At 42.5% G+C, this 14,209-nt stretch carries 16 protein-coding genes and 1 pseudogene; 16 read left to right on the top strand and 1 reads right to left on the bottom strand.

All coding sequences use genetic code 11. The features are described 5' to 3' along the window. The first annotated feature begins 33 nt into the window (after positions 1-33). The 4 genes and pseudogenes from QZ169_RS00760 (at position 34) to QZ169_RS00775 (ending at position 3,813) form a co-directional block, all read left to right on the top strand. Complete coding sequence (locus QZ169_RS00760; protein ID WP_295504163.1) at positions 34-939, top strand: GIY-YIG nuclease family protein; 906 nt, start codon at positions 34-36, stop codon at positions 937-939. Between the two features lie 663 nt (positions 940-1,602). Next, a pseudogene (locus QZ169_RS00765) lies at positions 1,603-2,151 on the top strand (PASTA domain-containing protein); the annotation flags it as partial. 137 nt (positions 2,152-2,288) lie between these two features. Continuing rightward, positions 2,289-2,645 carry a hypothetical protein gene (locus tag QZ169_RS00770; protein WP_295504165.1) on the top strand — a complete coding sequence of 119 codons (357 nt, stop codon included), beginning with the start codon at positions 2,289-2,291 and terminating at the stop codon, positions 2,643-2,645. Between the two features lie 121 nt (positions 2,646-2,766). Beyond that, complete coding sequence (locus tag QZ169_RS00775) at positions 2,767-3,813, top strand: 2,3-butanediol dehydrogenase (RefSeq protein ID WP_295504167.1); 1,047 nt, start codon at positions 2,767-2,769, stop codon at positions 3,811-3,813. Positions 3,814-4,010: 197 nt separating this feature from the next. Here QZ169_RS00775 and QZ169_RS00780 read toward each other — a convergent pair whose 3' ends face one another. Next, on the bottom strand, positions 4,011-4,637 hold the full coding sequence (locus QZ169_RS00780; RefSeq protein WP_227964322.1) for a TVP38/TMEM64 family protein: 627 nt from the start codon (positions 4,635-4,637) through the stop codon (positions 4,011-4,013). 134 nt (positions 4,638-4,771) lie between these two features. Here QZ169_RS00780 and QZ169_RS00785 point away from each other — a divergent pair, with 134 nt between their 5' ends. The 12 genes from QZ169_RS00785 to QZ169_RS00840 all read left to right on the top strand — a co-directional run bounded on the left by QZ169_RS00785 (position 4,772) and on the right by QZ169_RS00840 (position 14,200). Then, on the top strand, positions 4,772-5,299 hold the full coding sequence (locus QZ169_RS00785) for a YqeG family HAD IIIA-type phosphatase (RefSeq protein ID WP_295504172.1): 528 nt from the start codon (positions 4,772-4,774) through the stop codon (positions 5,297-5,299). A gap of 2 nt (positions 5,300-5,301) precedes the next feature. Continuing rightward, positions 5,302-6,408 (top strand): ribosome biogenesis GTPase YqeH, encoded by a 1,107-nt coding sequence (yqeH, locus tag QZ169_RS00790; protein WP_295504174.1) that lies wholly within the window; start codon positions 5,302-5,304, stop codon positions 6,406-6,408. Between the two features lie 107 nt (positions 6,409-6,515). Beyond that, positions 6,516-6,827 carry a ribosome assembly RNA-binding protein YhbY gene (yhbY, locus tag QZ169_RS00795; protein ID WP_002896287.1) on the top strand — a complete coding sequence of 104 codons (312 nt, stop codon included), beginning with the start codon at positions 6,516-6,518 and terminating at the stop codon, positions 6,825-6,827. A gap of 28 nt (positions 6,828-6,855) precedes the next feature. Then, a complete protein-coding gene (locus tag QZ169_RS00800) occupies positions 6,856-7,488 on the top strand; it encodes a nicotinate-nucleotide adenylyltransferase (protein ID WP_295504176.1) in 633 nt (210 codons plus the stop codon). Then, positions 7,485-8,087, top strand: coding sequence for a bis(5'-nucleosyl)-tetraphosphatase (symmetrical) YqeK (gene yqeK, locus QZ169_RS00805; RefSeq protein ID WP_295504178.1), 603 nt, complete (start codon positions 7,485-7,487; stop codon positions 8,085-8,087). The genes QZ169_RS00800 and yqeK overlap by 4 nt, the downstream gene beginning before the upstream one ends. Before the next feature lie 9 nt (positions 8,088-8,096). After that, the gene (gene rsfS, locus QZ169_RS00810; protein ID WP_295504180.1) at positions 8,097-8,462 is read left to right on the top strand and encodes a ribosome silencing factor; all 366 of its coding nucleotides are present in this window, start codon (positions 8,097-8,099) and stop codon (positions 8,460-8,462) included. A gap of 75 nt (positions 8,463-8,537) precedes the next feature. Continuing rightward, complete coding sequence (locus QZ169_RS00815; RefSeq protein WP_295504182.1) at positions 8,538-9,272, top strand: class I SAM-dependent methyltransferase; 735 nt, start codon at positions 8,538-8,540, stop codon at positions 9,270-9,272. A gap of 1 nt (position 9,273) precedes the next feature. Beyond that, the gene (locus QZ169_RS00820) at positions 9,274-10,368 is read left to right on the top strand and encodes a nucleotidyltransferase (RefSeq protein ID WP_295504184.1); all 1,095 of its coding nucleotides are present in this window, start codon (positions 9,274-9,276) and stop codon (positions 10,366-10,368) included. A gap of 206 nt (positions 10,369-10,574) precedes the next feature. Continuing rightward, entirely contained in the window at positions 10,575-11,378 is an 804-nt protein-coding gene (locus QZ169_RS00825; RefSeq protein ID WP_295504186.1) for a DUF6612 family protein, read from the top strand. Positions 11,379-11,565: 187 nt separating this feature from the next. Continuing rightward, positions 11,566-11,985 (top strand): hypothetical protein, encoded by a 420-nt coding sequence (locus QZ169_RS00830; protein WP_367113032.1) that lies wholly within the window; start codon positions 11,566-11,568, stop codon positions 11,983-11,985. Positions 11,986-12,252: 267 nt separating this feature from the next. Further along, positions 12,253-12,969, top strand: a complete 717-nt coding sequence (locus tag QZ169_RS00835; RefSeq protein ID WP_002907099.1) for a YebC/PmpR family DNA-binding transcriptional regulator — start codon at positions 12,253-12,255, stop codon at positions 12,967-12,969. A gap of 124 nt (positions 12,970-13,093) precedes the next feature. Further along, on the top strand, positions 13,094-14,200 hold the full coding sequence (locus tag QZ169_RS00840) for a DUF4352 domain-containing protein (RefSeq protein WP_295504191.1): 1,107 nt from the start codon (positions 13,094-13,096) through the stop codon (positions 14,198-14,200). Positions 14,201-14,209 lie beyond the last annotated feature (9 nt).

Here is a 14,209-nt window from a genome sequence, read left to right on the forward strand (position 1 = left end):
ACAAATAAAATTGTCTTTTTAGAAAGGGAGATTATGGAAGGAAAAATTTTGTTGAAGGATATTTTTCAATTTGATGCCTTGTTGGCTAGGCCAGAGTTTAAAGGGCGTCGGATAAAGCTACGCTTTAATAAAAATTGGGGAGATTATAATTTTGTAGTAGATTATATTAATCAATCTGATGATTTTCTGCCTTGGATTTTGAGTGATGGTAGCGAGAAGAAAAGTAGAAATAGAAATGACGATATTCAATTTCAGTTTATTGAAGTAGAATATCATAAATGGCTTTTTGTTGGTGCTTATCTTATAAAGGAAAAAGATAGTCAAGTAAAGAAAGTGGCTTATGGCAACCGTGATGTGAAATATGCTCTAGCAGAAAGAATTGAAGATTACGATAAATATATAGAAAAATTAGTTGTAGACCATACAAATACAGGGCAATCTTGGTTTTATGTTGACCGTAGGCGGACTGATTTTGTTGAAGTTGCTGAGATAGCCAATCGTTCTTATTTTGAAAAAACAATAGATTTTCCCGGTTATGAAAATTTGTCTATGACTTACGAAAAGTTGAAGACACATTGGAATAATAGAACTTGGAGAGAACATCTTTCAACTGTTTATGGCGTTTATCTTATTACTGATACAAAAACAGGAAAACTTTATGTAGGCTCTGCTTATGGGGAAAATGGAGTTTATGGGCGTTGGTCAGCTTACTTGAACGATGGATATGATAAATTAGAGCTAGAAGATAATAAATATCCCAATAAGAGATTGAAAGAGATTGTGGATAAAAAAGGAATTGATTATATAAAAAAACATTTTCAGTATTCTATTTTAGAAATATTTTCTAAGAGTGAATTGGGAAAACAAAAAGCGCTTAATCGGGAAAAGTATTGGAAAAAGGTGCTACAGTCAAGAGAATTTGGCTATAATGCGAATTAGGATAAAAATAAAACGGGGGATAATATGGAAGATTGGGAAAAGAAAAGACTGATTGATGAATCAAATAGTAAAATTGATGAGCATAACCGCCTAATAGATGAAGGGAATAGAGCAAGAGAAGAACATTATCGTAAGATAGAGGCTCAAAGTGAGGAACTTTTACGTTTAGAGAAAAATAGAATAAGAGAAACAGCAGATAGAGAGCAAGAAAAAGAATACAAAGATAAAATTCTGGACTTAAAAAAGCGATGGGCTGAATCGAATGATACTAGTCAACAACAGCGGTATCAAATTTTAATTGCTGAAGCTGAGCAGGAATATAATGATTATTTAGTAGAGAAAGAAAGAATAAGACAAATTGAAGATGAGAAGAGACAGCAATCCTTAAAACAATATGAACAAACACTTCAGAAAATTAAAGAAGAAAAGCAGCAAACAGTTAAAATAGAACGCAGAAAAAGTTTCATTAAGCGAGTTATCATAGGAAGTGTTTTTCTTATATTTCTTGTAATAGCCTTAACTACTTGGAAGTCAAATAAATTAAGTAGTAAAAGTGTACGTGATCAAGCTTCATCTATGAGTTCTAATGCTAGTTCTTTATCAAAGAAGGATTCAAAAATAGACAAGACAAAAAATAATAGTGCTCCAAGTGTAACTAATCAAAAAACTTTTACTATGGAGAACTATGTCGGTCAAGCAAAATCTGCTGTAGTTGAAAATCTGAAAACAAACTATAATGTTTCTGAGAAATTGATTGAGATTGTTGAGGAGGAATCGGACGAGTACGAGCCAGGTCAGGTCATTCGCCAGTCACCAGCAGCAGGTTCGACCTATGATTTGTCTTCTAATCATAAAATCAAGCTGACCGTAGCGAAAGAAGTGCCTAGTGTGGCCATGCCTGACTTTGGCAGCATGCAGTACACCTATGCCAATTCTCGTACTTACTTAATTAAAATGGGAGTTTCTTCATCTCGGATTGAGCGGGTTGTTGACCGAAAGGTTACTTCGACACAGGCAGACTTGGTGACCTCTCAGTCGCCAACGGCTGGTAAGACAATTGACCTCAAGTCAAATGAAAAAATCACTCTTTACGTGACAGAAGCAACGACACCATCGTCAACAAGCTCGTCATCATATTCTAGCGGCTTTAAAAACAGTTCATCATCTGATGATGAAAACCATTCTAGTAGCTCTAGTTCTTCCGAGCATTGATTATAAATATCAGTTAACGAATGGAATTGTTAATTTGTAATATGTATGCTATTGATATTTTTGCTGTTTTATAATTCCCTTATTTGTAGTCTCAAGTTTTCTATGTTAAAATAATTAAAAAAACAAAGGGGTCTTTTATGTCAGAAATTAAAATCAAACGCGAGACAGGTTTTGTAGGGATTATTGGTAAGTTTCCAGTCTTTATCGATGGTCAGAAAGTTGGCGCAATCAAAAACGGAGAAGAGGTTGTTTTTCCAATTGCGGCTAATGAAGCAGAAGTCCGTGCGGGATCTGCTCCTATGAAAACCAAGCCAGTGACAGTTAAAGCAGGCCAAACCTTGCTGATTGAAACTAATTTTACTAATTTTTCCGTTTATTTGGGAATTTTAGTGGTTGCTTTTCTATTTGGCGGATTGATTCGTGCGATTCTCTTGATTCTTTGTATTAGCTTCCTGTTCCTTCTGCCTTTTTATACGGCTAGAATTGCAGAATAAACTTGATACCAGCAGATGCTGGTTTTTTGTATGTTATTTTTTGAAAATGTAGCTAATCTTTTGACAAGATTTCTGAAAGGGTTTACAATAAAACTAACAAATTATAAAGTGAGGTATGTTTATGGCAAAAATGAATGCTGCGCGTTGGTATGGCGCTAAAGATGTTCGTATTGAAGAAGTGGATGTACCGGAAGTCAAACCGCATCAGGTTAAAATTGCTGTCAAGTTCACAGGAATCTGTGGAACTGACTTGCATGAATACTTGGACGGACCGATTTTTATTCCGACAGAAACAGAGCATGTCTACTCTGGGCAGAAAGCGCCTGTGACATTGGGACATGAGTTTGCTGGAGAAATTGTTGAGGTCGGCAGTGCCGTGACACGGGTCAAAGTTGGCGATCGAGTGACAGTTGAGCCTATTTTGGCTAAACATAATCTTGTCGGTGATTACAATCTGGACCCTAATCTAAACTTTGTCGGTTTGGCGGCAGACGGTGGTTTTGCCAAATACTGTGTTTTGGACGGAGACATTGTTCACAAAGTTCCAGACAGCCTTAGTTATGAGCAGGCAGCTTTGACAGAACCTGCTGCTGTGGCTGTTTACGCAGTCCGTCAGTCAGCTCTTAAGACGGGCGATACAGCGGTTGTCTTCGGTTTGGGGCCAATCGGGCTCTTGATAGTTGAGGCTTTGCGAGCAGCCGGTGCCTCTAAGATTTATGGAGTTGAATTATCTCCAGAACGCCAAGCCAAGGCAGAGGAGCTTGGGGCTATCATTGTGCGACCAGAAGAAGGCGAAGACGTGGTAGCTGCTATTCATCGTTTAACTGGTGGCGGGGCAGATGTGTCTTATGAAGTAACTGGAGTGCCGGTTGTGCTGGGGCAGGCTTTGGCTGCTGTCCACAAGGCCGGAGAATGTATGGTGGTTTCTATCTGGGAGCGAGAAGCCAGCGTCAATCCTAATGAATTTGCCATTCAAGAAAAAACGCTCAAGGGTATTATTGCCTATCGGCATATTTTCCCTAAGGTGCTGGAACTGATGGAGCAGGGTTATTTCTCTGCTGACAAGCTTGTGACCAAGAAGATTAAGCTAGAGGATATTGTGCAAGAAGGCTTTATCGAGCTGACTCAGGACAAGGCGCAGATCAAGATTTTGGTATCGCCAGAGTAAAATCTTTGCTTAATCATGAGATGAAAATCAGTCAAAACTGGCTGATTTTTCTTTATGGTTTGTGTTGTAATAAGCAAAGATATATAAAGAGGTTTGGAATGTCAAAAGTTTTGAAAGGGACCATATTTTTGAACCGCACCCCAAAAGTTAGATTTTTTCTGTCTAACTTTTGGGGTGCGGTTCAATTCAACTTCTTTTTATTTGGAGACCATTTTCCAGAAAAAATCAATGATATAAGTTAGTCCGTAGGTATAGATGATGAGAGTGACGGGCTTGCAGAGAAGGATAATTAGCATGTACTTTTTGAAAGTCATCTTGGTCAGGGCCGCCAGCATGCAGAGAAAGTCGGCTGGACTGATGGGCCAAATCATCATGAAGATAAAGAAGCGCTCAAAGCGATTACCCTTATCCAGCCAGCCGATGTATTTATCATAGGTGCGCTTGCTGACGACAGACTGAACAAAGGCCGGACCGTAGGTGCGCGCCAGATAAAATATCAGGGCGCAGCCAATGACAATACCGATATAGTTATAAATGGTGCCGATGATATGGCCGTAGATGAAAACGCCAGCGACAGAGGTCAGGGCGCCAGGGATAATGGGTACGACCGTCTGTAGAATCTGCAGGAAGATAAAGAGAGGCGGTCCCCAGATGCCAGCCTGCTGGATAAAGGCTGAGAGAGTTTCCTTGGACTGGAGAATGCCTGCGAAATAGGCCCAAAGACAAAAGGCCACCGTTCCTAGAGCGCCAATGGCGGACGACCAGTTGATAATTTTTTGCAAAAGAGGGGAAACAGCCTGCATCTGTCTGTTTTTTTCTGCCATACAAACCTCCAGGACATTTATACTATCACCACTATAATATCATCTTTTGTCCTTTTTGTAACCTTTGAGGCTGAAGGTGTCAAAAAGCCCATTTTATGCTATAATAATGAGAATACGAATTTTTGGAGTGAGATGTGGCGATTGAAGATTATATGCCGGACTTTGCGGTCGAGGCAGTTTACGATTTGACAGTAGAGAGTTTGAAAAGACAGGGCATCAAAGCGGTTTTGGTGGATTTGGATAACACCTTGATTGCTTGGAATAATCCTGACGGAACCCCAGAGATGAAGAAGTGGCTCCATGATTTGCGGGACGCAGGCATTCGGATTATCGTAGTGTCCAATAATAACCAAAAACGGGTCAAGCGGGCTGTTGAAAAGTTTGATATTGACTATGTCTACTGGGCGATGAAACCCTTCACTTGGGGAATTGACCGGGCGCTCAAATTTTTTCATTTTGAAAAAAATGAAGTGGTCATGGTGGGCGATCAGCTCATGACGGATATTCGGGCAGCTCATCGGGCCGGGATTCGTTCGATTTTGGTTAAGCCACTGGTTGAGCACGACTCTATCAAGACCCAGATCAATCGGGCGCGTGAACGCCGTGTGCTTAAGAAAATTACTGAAAAATACGGCCCTATTCAATACAAAAAAGGAATTTAAGCATGGAAGAACTTCTCTGCATTGGCTGCGGAGCCACTATTCAGACAGAAGATAAGAGCAAGCTAGGCTACACGCCCCAGTCGGCTCTAGAAAAAGGCTTGGAGACAGGCGAACTCTATTGCCAGCGCTGTTTCCGCCTGCGCCATTATAATGAAATCAGCGACGTCCAGCTGACGGATGATGACTTTCTGCGGCTTCTCCATGAGGTTGGAGATAGCAACGCCTTGGTCGTCAATGTTGTCGATATTTTTGACTTTAATGGATCGGTTATTCCTGGCCTGCCTCGCTTTGTCGCAGGAAATGATGTTCTCTTAGTTGGGAATAAAAAGGACATTCTGCCTAAATCGGTCAAGGATAGCAAGGTGACCCAGTGGCTGACGGAGCGGGCTCACGAAGAAGGCCTGCGTCCAGTCGATGTGGTCTTGACCTCTGCTCAGAACAAGCAGGCAATCAAGGACTTGATTGACAAGATTGAGCATTGCCGCAAGGGACGTGACGTTTATGTGGTTGGCGTGACCAATGTGGGCAAGTCTACTTTGATTAACGCCATTATTCAGGAAATCACGGGTGATAAGGATATTATTACGACTTCGCGCTTCCCTGGAACAACTCTGGATAAAATCGAGATTCCTTTAGCGGACGGCAGTCATATCTATGATACACCGGGCATTATCCATCGTCACCAGATGGCTCATTATCTCTCTGCTAAGAATCTCAAATACATCAGTCCTAAAAAGGAAATCAAGCCCAAAACATACCAGCTCAATCCTGAGCAAACCCTCTTTTTGGGTGGTTTAGGCCGCTTTGATTTTGTGGCAGGTGACAAGCAGGGCTTCACAGCTTATTTTGACAATGAGCTTAAGCTCCACCGGACCAAGTTGGAAGGTGCTAGCGATTTTTATGACAAGCATGTCGGCGGTCTCTTAGTGCCGCCAGTTGGCAAGGAAAAGGAAGAATTTCCAACCTTGGTCAAGCATGAATTTACCATCAAGGACAAGACGGATATCGTCTTCTCTGGTCTGGGCTGGATTCGCGTCAGTGGACCTGCCCGAGTAGCTGGTTGGGCGCCAGAGGGTGTAGCGGTTGTCACTCGGAAAGCTATTATATAATACTCAAGAAACCAAGGGGAATAAATCCCCTTAAAATAAGGAAGGAAAAGGCCGTGAACAGTGATGAGACAAGCAAGTCCCAACTGACTCAGGCCTTATAGAAGAACATGACACTAACATCAAAACAACGCGCCTTTCTCAACAGTCAGGCACACAGTCTCAAACCCATCATTCAGATTGGGAAAAATGGACTCAACGACCAAATCAAAACCAGCGTCCGTCAGGCACTGGATGCGCGAGAGTTGATTAAGGTTACGCTCTTGCAAAACACGGATGAGAATATTCACGAGGTCGCGGAAATTCTGGAAGAGGAAATCGGAGTAGATACAGTGCAGAAGATTGGTCGAATCTTGATTCTCTACAAGCAGTCCAGCAAGAAGGAAAATCGCAAACTCTCTGTCAAAGTCAAGCAAATTTAAGGAAAAATTTCTGTGGAGATATCAGCCTATGGCTATTGAATTACTGACCCCCTTTACCAAGGTAGAATTAGAACCAGAAGTTAAAGATAAAAAACGCAAGCAGATTGGCATACTAGGTGGGAATTTCAACCCTGTCCACAATGCTCATTTGGTCGTGGCGGATCAGGTCCGCCAACAGTTAGGCTTGGATCAGGTCCTGCTCATGCCAGAGTACGAGCCGCCACATGTGGATAAGAAAGAGACCATTGATGAGCAGCATCGGCTGAAAATGCTGGAGCTGGCTATCGAGGGCATTGCAGGATTAGGGATTGAGCCCATTGAGCTGGAACGCAAGGGAATTTCTTACAGCTATGACACCATGAAGCTGCTGACAGAGCAGCATCCAGATACGGACTATTACTTTATCATCGGTGCGGATATGGTGGATTATCTGCCTAAGTGGTACCGGATTGATGAGCTGGTTGAGCTGGTTCAATTTGTCGGTGTTCAGCGGCCGCGCTACAAGGCGGGAACTTCTTACCCTGTCATCTGGGTGGATGTGCCCCTTATGGATATTTCCTCCAGTATGGTGCGGGATTTTCTAGCTCAGGGACGGACTCCTAATTTCCTGCTGCCTCAGCCAGTGTTAGACTATATCGAGAAAGAAGGGCTTTACCTATGACCTATGAAAGCTATATCCGCATGAGCCGAGAGGCCTTGCTGGCTAAGATGGAAACAGTCATGCCCGAGAAGCGCCTGCGGCATTGTCTGGGTGTGGAAAAGGCTGCCCGAGAATTAGCGGAGCGCTTCGGTCTTGACGTCGAAAAAGCGGGTCTGGCAGGACTCCTACACGACTATGCTAAAAAGGTCTCGGATGAGGATTTTCTGGCCTTGATTGACAAATACCAGCTGGATCCTGACCTGAAAAACTGGGGCAACAATGTCTGGCATGGCATGGTGGGCATTTACAAGATTCAGGAAGATTTAGGTGTGAAAGACGCTGATATTCTGCGAGCCATCGAGATTCATACAGTGGGCAGTGATACCATGTCTGAGCTGGACAAGGTGGTCTACGTAGCTGACTACATTGAGCACAATCGGGACTTTCCGGGAGTGGATAAGGCTAGAGAGCTGGCTCAACGGTCGCTCAATCAGGTTGTGGCCTACGAAACAGCAAGGACAGTAGAGCATTTGGCTCACAAAGGAATGCCCATCTATCCGCAGACCTTGGAGACTTACAATGCCTTTGTAGGATATTTGAAGGAAATAGAAGAAAATTAAAGAGGAACTATGAAAGAACAAGAATTATTAGAACTGGTCGTGAAGGCGGCCGATGAAAAGCGTGCAGAAGATATTGTGGCTTTGGACTTGCAAGGTCTGACAACCGTGACAGATTATTTTGTCATCGTTAGCTCTATGAACAGTCGTCAGCTGGATGCAGTCGCTGAAAATATCCGTGAGAAAGCTGCGGCGGCGGGTGTTTCTGCTGGTCATGTTGAGGGAGATGCAGCTGGCGGCTGGGTGCTCTTAGACTTGGGCGGCGTGGTTGTCCATGTCTTTTCAGAAGAAATGCGGGCGCATTACAATTTGGAAAAGTTGTGGCACGAAGCAACGGGTGTGGATGTTGCTACCTTATTGGAAGAAAAAAATAAGTGATTTTTTGCCCTTTGGCAAGAAAGCAGAATTCGGCTCAGTCAGCCTGCTGGCTGGGCTATTTTTGAAAGGAAAAATATGGCAACTTATGAAACCTTCGCGTCGGTTTACGATGCGATTATGGATGATTCTTTGTATGAGAAGTGGACGGATTTCAGCCTGCGCCATTTTCCCAAGGATAAGAAAAAGCTGCTGGAGCTGGCCTGTGGTACGGGCATTCAGTCTATTTATTTTAAGTGGGCAGGTTTCGAGGTGACGGGGCTGGATCTGAGTCAGGAAATGCTAGATTTGGCAGAGAAGCGTAGCAGAGAGGCTGGTTTGGACATTCCCTTTATACAAGGGAATATGCTGGATTTGAGTGGCGTCGGTCAGTTTGATTTGGTGACTTGTTATTCGGACTCGATTTGCTATATGGAGGACGAAGTCGATGTTGGTCAGGTCTTCACTCAAGTTTACCAGCATCTAAATGAGGGTGGCCGCTTTATCTTTGATGTGCACTCGATTTACCAGATTGACGAGGTTTTTCCAGGTTATTCCTATCATGAAAATGCTGAAACCTTTGCTATGGTATGGGATTCTTATGCGGACGAACCGCCTCATTCTATCGTGCATGAGCTGACCTTCTTTGTCCAAGAAGAGGATGGGCGCTTCACGCGCCATGATGAGGTGCATGAGGAGCGGACCTATGAGATTCTGACCTATGATATCTTGCTGGAGCAGGCTGGTTTTAAGAATGTCAAGGTTTACGCAGACTTTGAGGACAAGGAGCCAACTGACAAGAGCGCTCGCTGGTTCTTTGTGGCGGAGAAATGAGATGACAGTTACCGGTATTATCGCAGAGTTTAATCCTTTTCATAATGGGCACAAATATCTGCTGGAGCAGGCTTCTGGTCTGAAAATTATCGCTATGAGCGGCAATTTTGTTCAGCGAGGGGAGCCGGCTATCGTGGACAAGTGGACTCGGGTACAGATGGCTTTGGAAGCTGGAGCAGATTTGGTCCTTGAGCTGCCTTTCTTGGTCAGCGTTCAGGCGGCAGATTTTTTCGCTAAGGGAGCAGTAGACATCCTAGAGAGGCTAGGCATTGATCATCTGACTTTTGGGACCGAGGAAGTGCTGGATTATGAGAGTATTTCTAGGGTCTATGGTCAAAAGGCAGAGCAGATGGAGATTTATCTGGCTGGCTTGCCTGACTCCCTATCCTATCCCCAGAAGACTCAGGCCATGTGGCAGGAGTTTACAGGACTCAATTTCTCAGGCTCTACTCCCAATCATATTTTGGGCTTGGCCTATGCCAAGGCTGTGGCGAGAAAGGCTATAAAGTTGTGCCCGATTCAACGTCATGGAGCCGGCTATCATTCCTTATCGGCTGATCAGGAATTTGCTTCCGCAACTGCCCTTCGTCAGAATCTGGATCAGCCAGACTTTCTCAAAAAATTCACTCCGGCTTATGTCTTGCTTGAGACGGCAGCAAAGGTGACTTGGGCAGACCTCTTTCCTTATCTCCGTTACCAGATAATGACCTGTCCGGATTTAACAGACTTTTATCAGGTCAATCAGGAGTTGGCCGTTAGGATTAGAGAGGCTCTGAAAAACAGTGAGACTATAGAAGAGCTAGTCGAACAGGTGGCGACCAAACGCTATACCAAGGCTAGGGTCCGGCGTCTGCTGACCTATATCCTGGTCGGAGCTAGGCAAGAAGAGCTTCCGTCAGGTGTTCATATTTTAGGCTTTTCCGAACAGGGGCGCCAGCATTTGTCCCAGCTTAAAGGAAAAGTTGAATTGGTCAGCCGTATCGGCAAGGAGCCATGGGACAGTTTGACCCAGCAGGCTGATAAGGTCTATCAGCTAGGCAATACTGCACTTAAGGAACAGAACTTTGGACGAGTTCCGATTATGAAAGACAAGTAAGGCTGAATATTCAGCCTTTTTGCTTTGTTTGCGATGGTAAATAAAAAATGGTATAATAAACAAATAAACTTGTTTTTACTAAGGAGCATGATTTGCTTTTTAGAGGTTTGACTGTAGGTATGAAAGCTAACATTTGGTTAATAAAACTTTGCTGAGCTTGATTGAATGATTATCTTTTATATCCATGTCTCAAAGGAGGAAGACTCATGAAAATTCAAAAGATTACCTTTATGGCCCTTACAGCTTTACTGACGCTTAGTTTAGGGGCTTGTAGCTTGATTGGGCAGAAGCATTCTCAAAAGAATCCGGGTGGGACGGAGAATAGCTCCCGTGAGAGCCAAAAGAATACTTCTTCTGACGATATTGAAGAACTCTTGGAGAAAGCAGAAACTGCGAATGAAGATCTAACTTCAATGAAAATGAAGGTGAAATTATCTATCACTGTAGATGGTTCCAATAAAACTCAAACGATGAGCGGAGATCTTCTGTATGATAAAAGCACGGATGAGCTGGCCAAGGGGCATTTAGTTATAGATGGAAAAGAGAGTGGTCAGGAGAGTTATCAAGAAGCGATTATGCCAGGCGGAGAGAATAAACTTTTGTATACTCGTTCTTCTAAAAATGGAACATGGTCTAAGCAAGAAATGGGAAGTGGGGCAGATTATTATGTTCAGCCCGATTATTTCAAACTCATGGATGGCTTTTATCAAATGGCTGATGATGTCACTGTAAAAGAAAGCGGTGATGAATATGTTTTTAAATTAAGCAGTAAAAATGCTGATTTACTGGGGCTCTTTGGTGAAGAATTCAAACTAGAGCTAACAGGTGTTACTCAGGCTGATATGGATAAAACGTTAGAAGTACGCTTGGATAAAAAGACCTTATTCTTAAAAGAATTTAAGCTAGGTTTATCTTATAAAGGTGAAGAAGGCAGTTTGGATGTTCAAACAGATACTCAATATTCTGACTGGAATAATGTAGAGGAAGATGAGTTTAAGGCGCCTCAGTAAAGCATTGACAGAATAGCTTCTAAACTATTAGCTGAGAAAGAAAGGAAAAGTCATGCCTTTATTGTTTGCTTTTCGCTACCGTAGAGGACTCTATTTGACCATAGTCATCTTGGCATCTGTCTTTTTAGCCTCAGGCATCATTTTCGGCGCTTTAGCTTCCTTGCTCTTGTTTTCAATTGATAAAGCCATGCCTGGATCAGGAATTATTTCATTCGGTTTGCCTTCTTTCCTTACCTTTCTCTTAGCCAGTCTACTTGAAATTTTTATAATCATCCATGCGGGACGCAAGCTGAGTAAAAAGTGCTTTGTTCTTGCGGGAACAGAATGGGGCCTGACCGTGCGAGGAGCTTTTTTGAAAGAGCATAGTTTTGCTTGGAATCAGCTAGAAAGCATCTTTTACCGGCCGGCTTGGGGAAGAACTTCTGATGGGCAGGCTTCTTTTCGACTGGGAGTCAGGTACTATCGGAGAGACTACCTATATGTCAAGCCTTATCATGGCAAGTCCGTTCGAGTAGATGTCACATTTTTGGATGGTAGAATAGAGGGTGTTTTTGCTTGCTTAAGCAGGTGCAAACCGGATTTGCCTATTGTGAAAAATTATCAGTGATATTTTTGATGGATTTCGGTAAAGGTCAGTTATGATAGACCTGTCGGTTTCGGGAAATAGAATGTACCGTCTAGTTGCTCTTTTAGCGACTGGATTTTTTATGGAAGGAAAACAGAAATCAATTTTGTCTTGATTTCAGTCTAACAAGAGTTGAAGAATGCAACCAGAATCTTCTAGAAGCTATCATTTTTTCTTAGTGATTTTTCTGATTCCCTGTGTTATAATAAGAAAGATTAAAAATGTAATTTATCAAAAGGAGAATCTCCAATGGGACGTAAATGGGCCAATATTGTGGCAAAGAAAACGGCCAAAGACGGCGCGAACTCAAAAGTATATGCTAAGTTTGGTGTGGAAATCTATGTAGCAGCTAAAAAAGGTGATCCAGATCCAGAGTCTAACACAGCTTTGAAATTCGTTATTGACCGAGCTAAGCAGGCTCAGGTGCCAAAGCATGTCATTGACAAGGCCATCGATAAGGCAAAAGGAAACACGGACGAAACCTTTACTGAAGGCCGCTATGAAGGATTTGGGCCAAACGGTTCTATGCTGATTGTCGATACTCTGACTTCAAATGTCAATCGGACTGCAGCCAATGTCCGTGCTGCTTTTGGTAAAAATGGCGGCAATATGGGAGCTAGCGGCTCTGTAGCCTATTTATTTGATAATAAAGGCGTGATTGTCTTTGCGGGGGACGATGCTGACAGTGTCTTTGAACAGCTGCTGGAAGCGGATGTAGATGTTGATGATGTTGAAGCAGAAGAAGGAAGCATCACTGTCTATACAGCGCCAACCGACCTTCACAAGGCCATCGTGGCTCTGCGTGAATCTGGCATCCAGGAATTCCAAGTAACTGAGCTGGAAATGATTCCTCAGTCTGAAGTAGAGTTGACCGGTGAAGACCTCGAAACCTTTGAAAAGCTTTATAGCGTTTTAGAAGACGACGAAGATGTCCAAAAAATCTATACGAATGTAGATGGATTCTAAACATTCTTAACCTGTAGCTTGAGCTGCAGGTTTTTTATATGATAATAACTTTCAGACTGTATTTACCAGTCAAGATAAGTATGGTAGAATAGAAAGGTCATATTATTAAGTTATTAAGGAGACAATGATGAAAAAAGTATTTCAATACGCGACCTTGCTTCTAGCAGGAATGAGCTTAACAGCCTGTGCCTTGCTTCCGACTTCAAATCAGGATATTCCAAGTAAGCAAAGTCAGGAGAAGAAGGACAAGAAAGCAGCCAGCAATGGGCAAGTAGAGGTCAAGATTAAGGAAGGCCAGTTTATTTTGCCAAGCAATGGGGCCGCTGATTCAAAATACTTAGCTTTGTCATTGGAAATTAAGAATAAAACGGATGAAAAAATCATGATTTCCTCTTCAGACATTGGCTTTTATGATTCAGAAGGTGAGAAAATCCAGCCGGTCGGAGTTTATGATGATGCAGAAAACTTTAAAATACTAAAATATGAAGATTTAGCTAAGGGAAAGACTCTGTCTGGTTATCTTGTATTTAAGGTTGAAAAGGATAAAAAATATGAACTGCACTATGAGAAGAAAACTTATGATGCTGATGAGAAAAGCAAAGAAATCAAGCTAAATGTTGATCCTTCGAGTTATCCTGATCAAATCGAAGATTCAAAGAAATTAGCTTCTGATTATCTGAATGCCGTTTTCTTAGGTGGAGACGCTAAAAGCAAAGACAAGGCAAAGTCGTCCAAGAGCAAGGAAGATTTTGTCTTGGGCGGCGATTTGGAGCAAGATAAAAAGGACTTTAGAGCAGCTTTTGCTGAAGACTTCAAACGTAAATTGCATGACTATCCCTTTACTGATAAGGAAGTCAATGCCTTTATCGATGCCTATGTGGAAAATAATGCAAAGCGCTCCGAAATTTCTTATACAGTAGCCCAGTACATGCCGAATGAGATAGTGATTAAGATTAAACCGAGAACGGTCAGTCTAAGCAAAACCATCCTGAACTACAGTAAAGAGTTTTCTGACAAGCATCGTTCTGAGTATGCGAATCTTTCGGAATTCTATAAAGCACAAGATAAGAATTATGCTGATGACATGATGGCTGGATTGGACTCACGGCCGCTCCTCACTCCAGAACGAGATTATCAGTTAAAATTTGTCAAAACTGATGGCAAATGGGTCTTGGAGCGTGATTTTTCTTATGAATCCATTGTCATCTCCTTCGAAGGTGATATATCCTAATACAATAAT

It is taken from the genome of uncultured Streptococcus sp. (genome assembly GCF_905372115.1).
Taxonomy (GTDB): domain Bacteria; phylum Bacillota; class Bacilli; order Lactobacillales; family Streptococcaceae; genus Streptococcus.

Bases quoted from the DNA above. Each gene is read 5' to 3' on its own strand.
- QZ169_RS00840 (WP_295504191.1), top strand. From the start codon at position 13,094: ATGATGAAAAAAGTATTTCAATACGCGACCTTGCTTCTAGCAGGAATG.
- QZ169_RS00835 (WP_002907099.1), top strand. From the start codon at position 12,253: ATGGGACGTAAATGGGCCAATATTGTGGCAAAGAAAACGGCCAAAGAC.
- yqeK (WP_295504178.1), top strand. From the start codon at position 7,485: ATGACCTATGAAAGCTATATCCGCATGAGCCGAGAGGCCTTGCTGGCT.
- QZ169_RS00760 (WP_295504163.1), top strand. From the start codon at position 34: ATGGAAGGAAAAATTTTGTTGAAGGATATTTTTCAATTTGATGCCTTG.
- QZ169_RS00780 (WP_227964322.1), bottom strand. From the start codon at position 4,637: ATGGCAGAAAAAAACAGACAGATGCAGGCTGTTTCCCCTCTTTTGCAA.
- QZ169_RS00830 (WP_367113032.1), top strand. From the start codon at position 11,566: ATGCCTGGATCAGGAATTATTTCATTCGGTTTGCCTTCTTTCCTTACC.
- QZ169_RS00800 (WP_295504176.1), top strand. From the start codon at position 6,856: ATGGCTATTGAATTACTGACCCCCTTTACCAAGGTAGAATTAGAACCA.
- QZ169_RS00770 (WP_295504165.1), top strand. From the start codon at position 2,289: ATGTCAGAAATTAAAATCAAACGCGAGACAGGTTTTGTAGGGATTATT.
- QZ169_RS00820 (WP_295504184.1), top strand. From the start codon at position 9,274: ATGACAGTTACCGGTATTATCGCAGAGTTTAATCCTTTTCATAATGGG.
- rsfS (WP_295504180.1), top strand. From the start codon at position 8,097: ATGAAAGAACAAGAATTATTAGAACTGGTCGTGAAGGCGGCCGATGAA.
- yhbY (WP_002896287.1), top strand. From the start codon at position 6,516: ATGACACTAACATCAAAACAACGCGCCTTTCTCAACAGTCAGGCACAC.
- QZ169_RS00815 (WP_295504182.1), top strand. From the start codon at position 8,538: ATGGCAACTTATGAAACCTTCGCGTCGGTTTACGATGCGATTATGGAT.
- QZ169_RS00825 (WP_295504186.1), top strand. From the start codon at position 10,575: ATGAAAATTCAAAAGATTACCTTTATGGCCCTTACAGCTTTACTGACG.
- yqeH (WP_295504174.1), top strand. From the start codon at position 5,302: ATGGAAGAACTTCTCTGCATTGGCTGCGGAGCCACTATTCAGACAGAA.
- QZ169_RS00775 (WP_295504167.1), top strand. From the start codon at position 2,767: ATGGCAAAAATGAATGCTGCGCGTTGGTATGGCGCTAAAGATGTTCGT.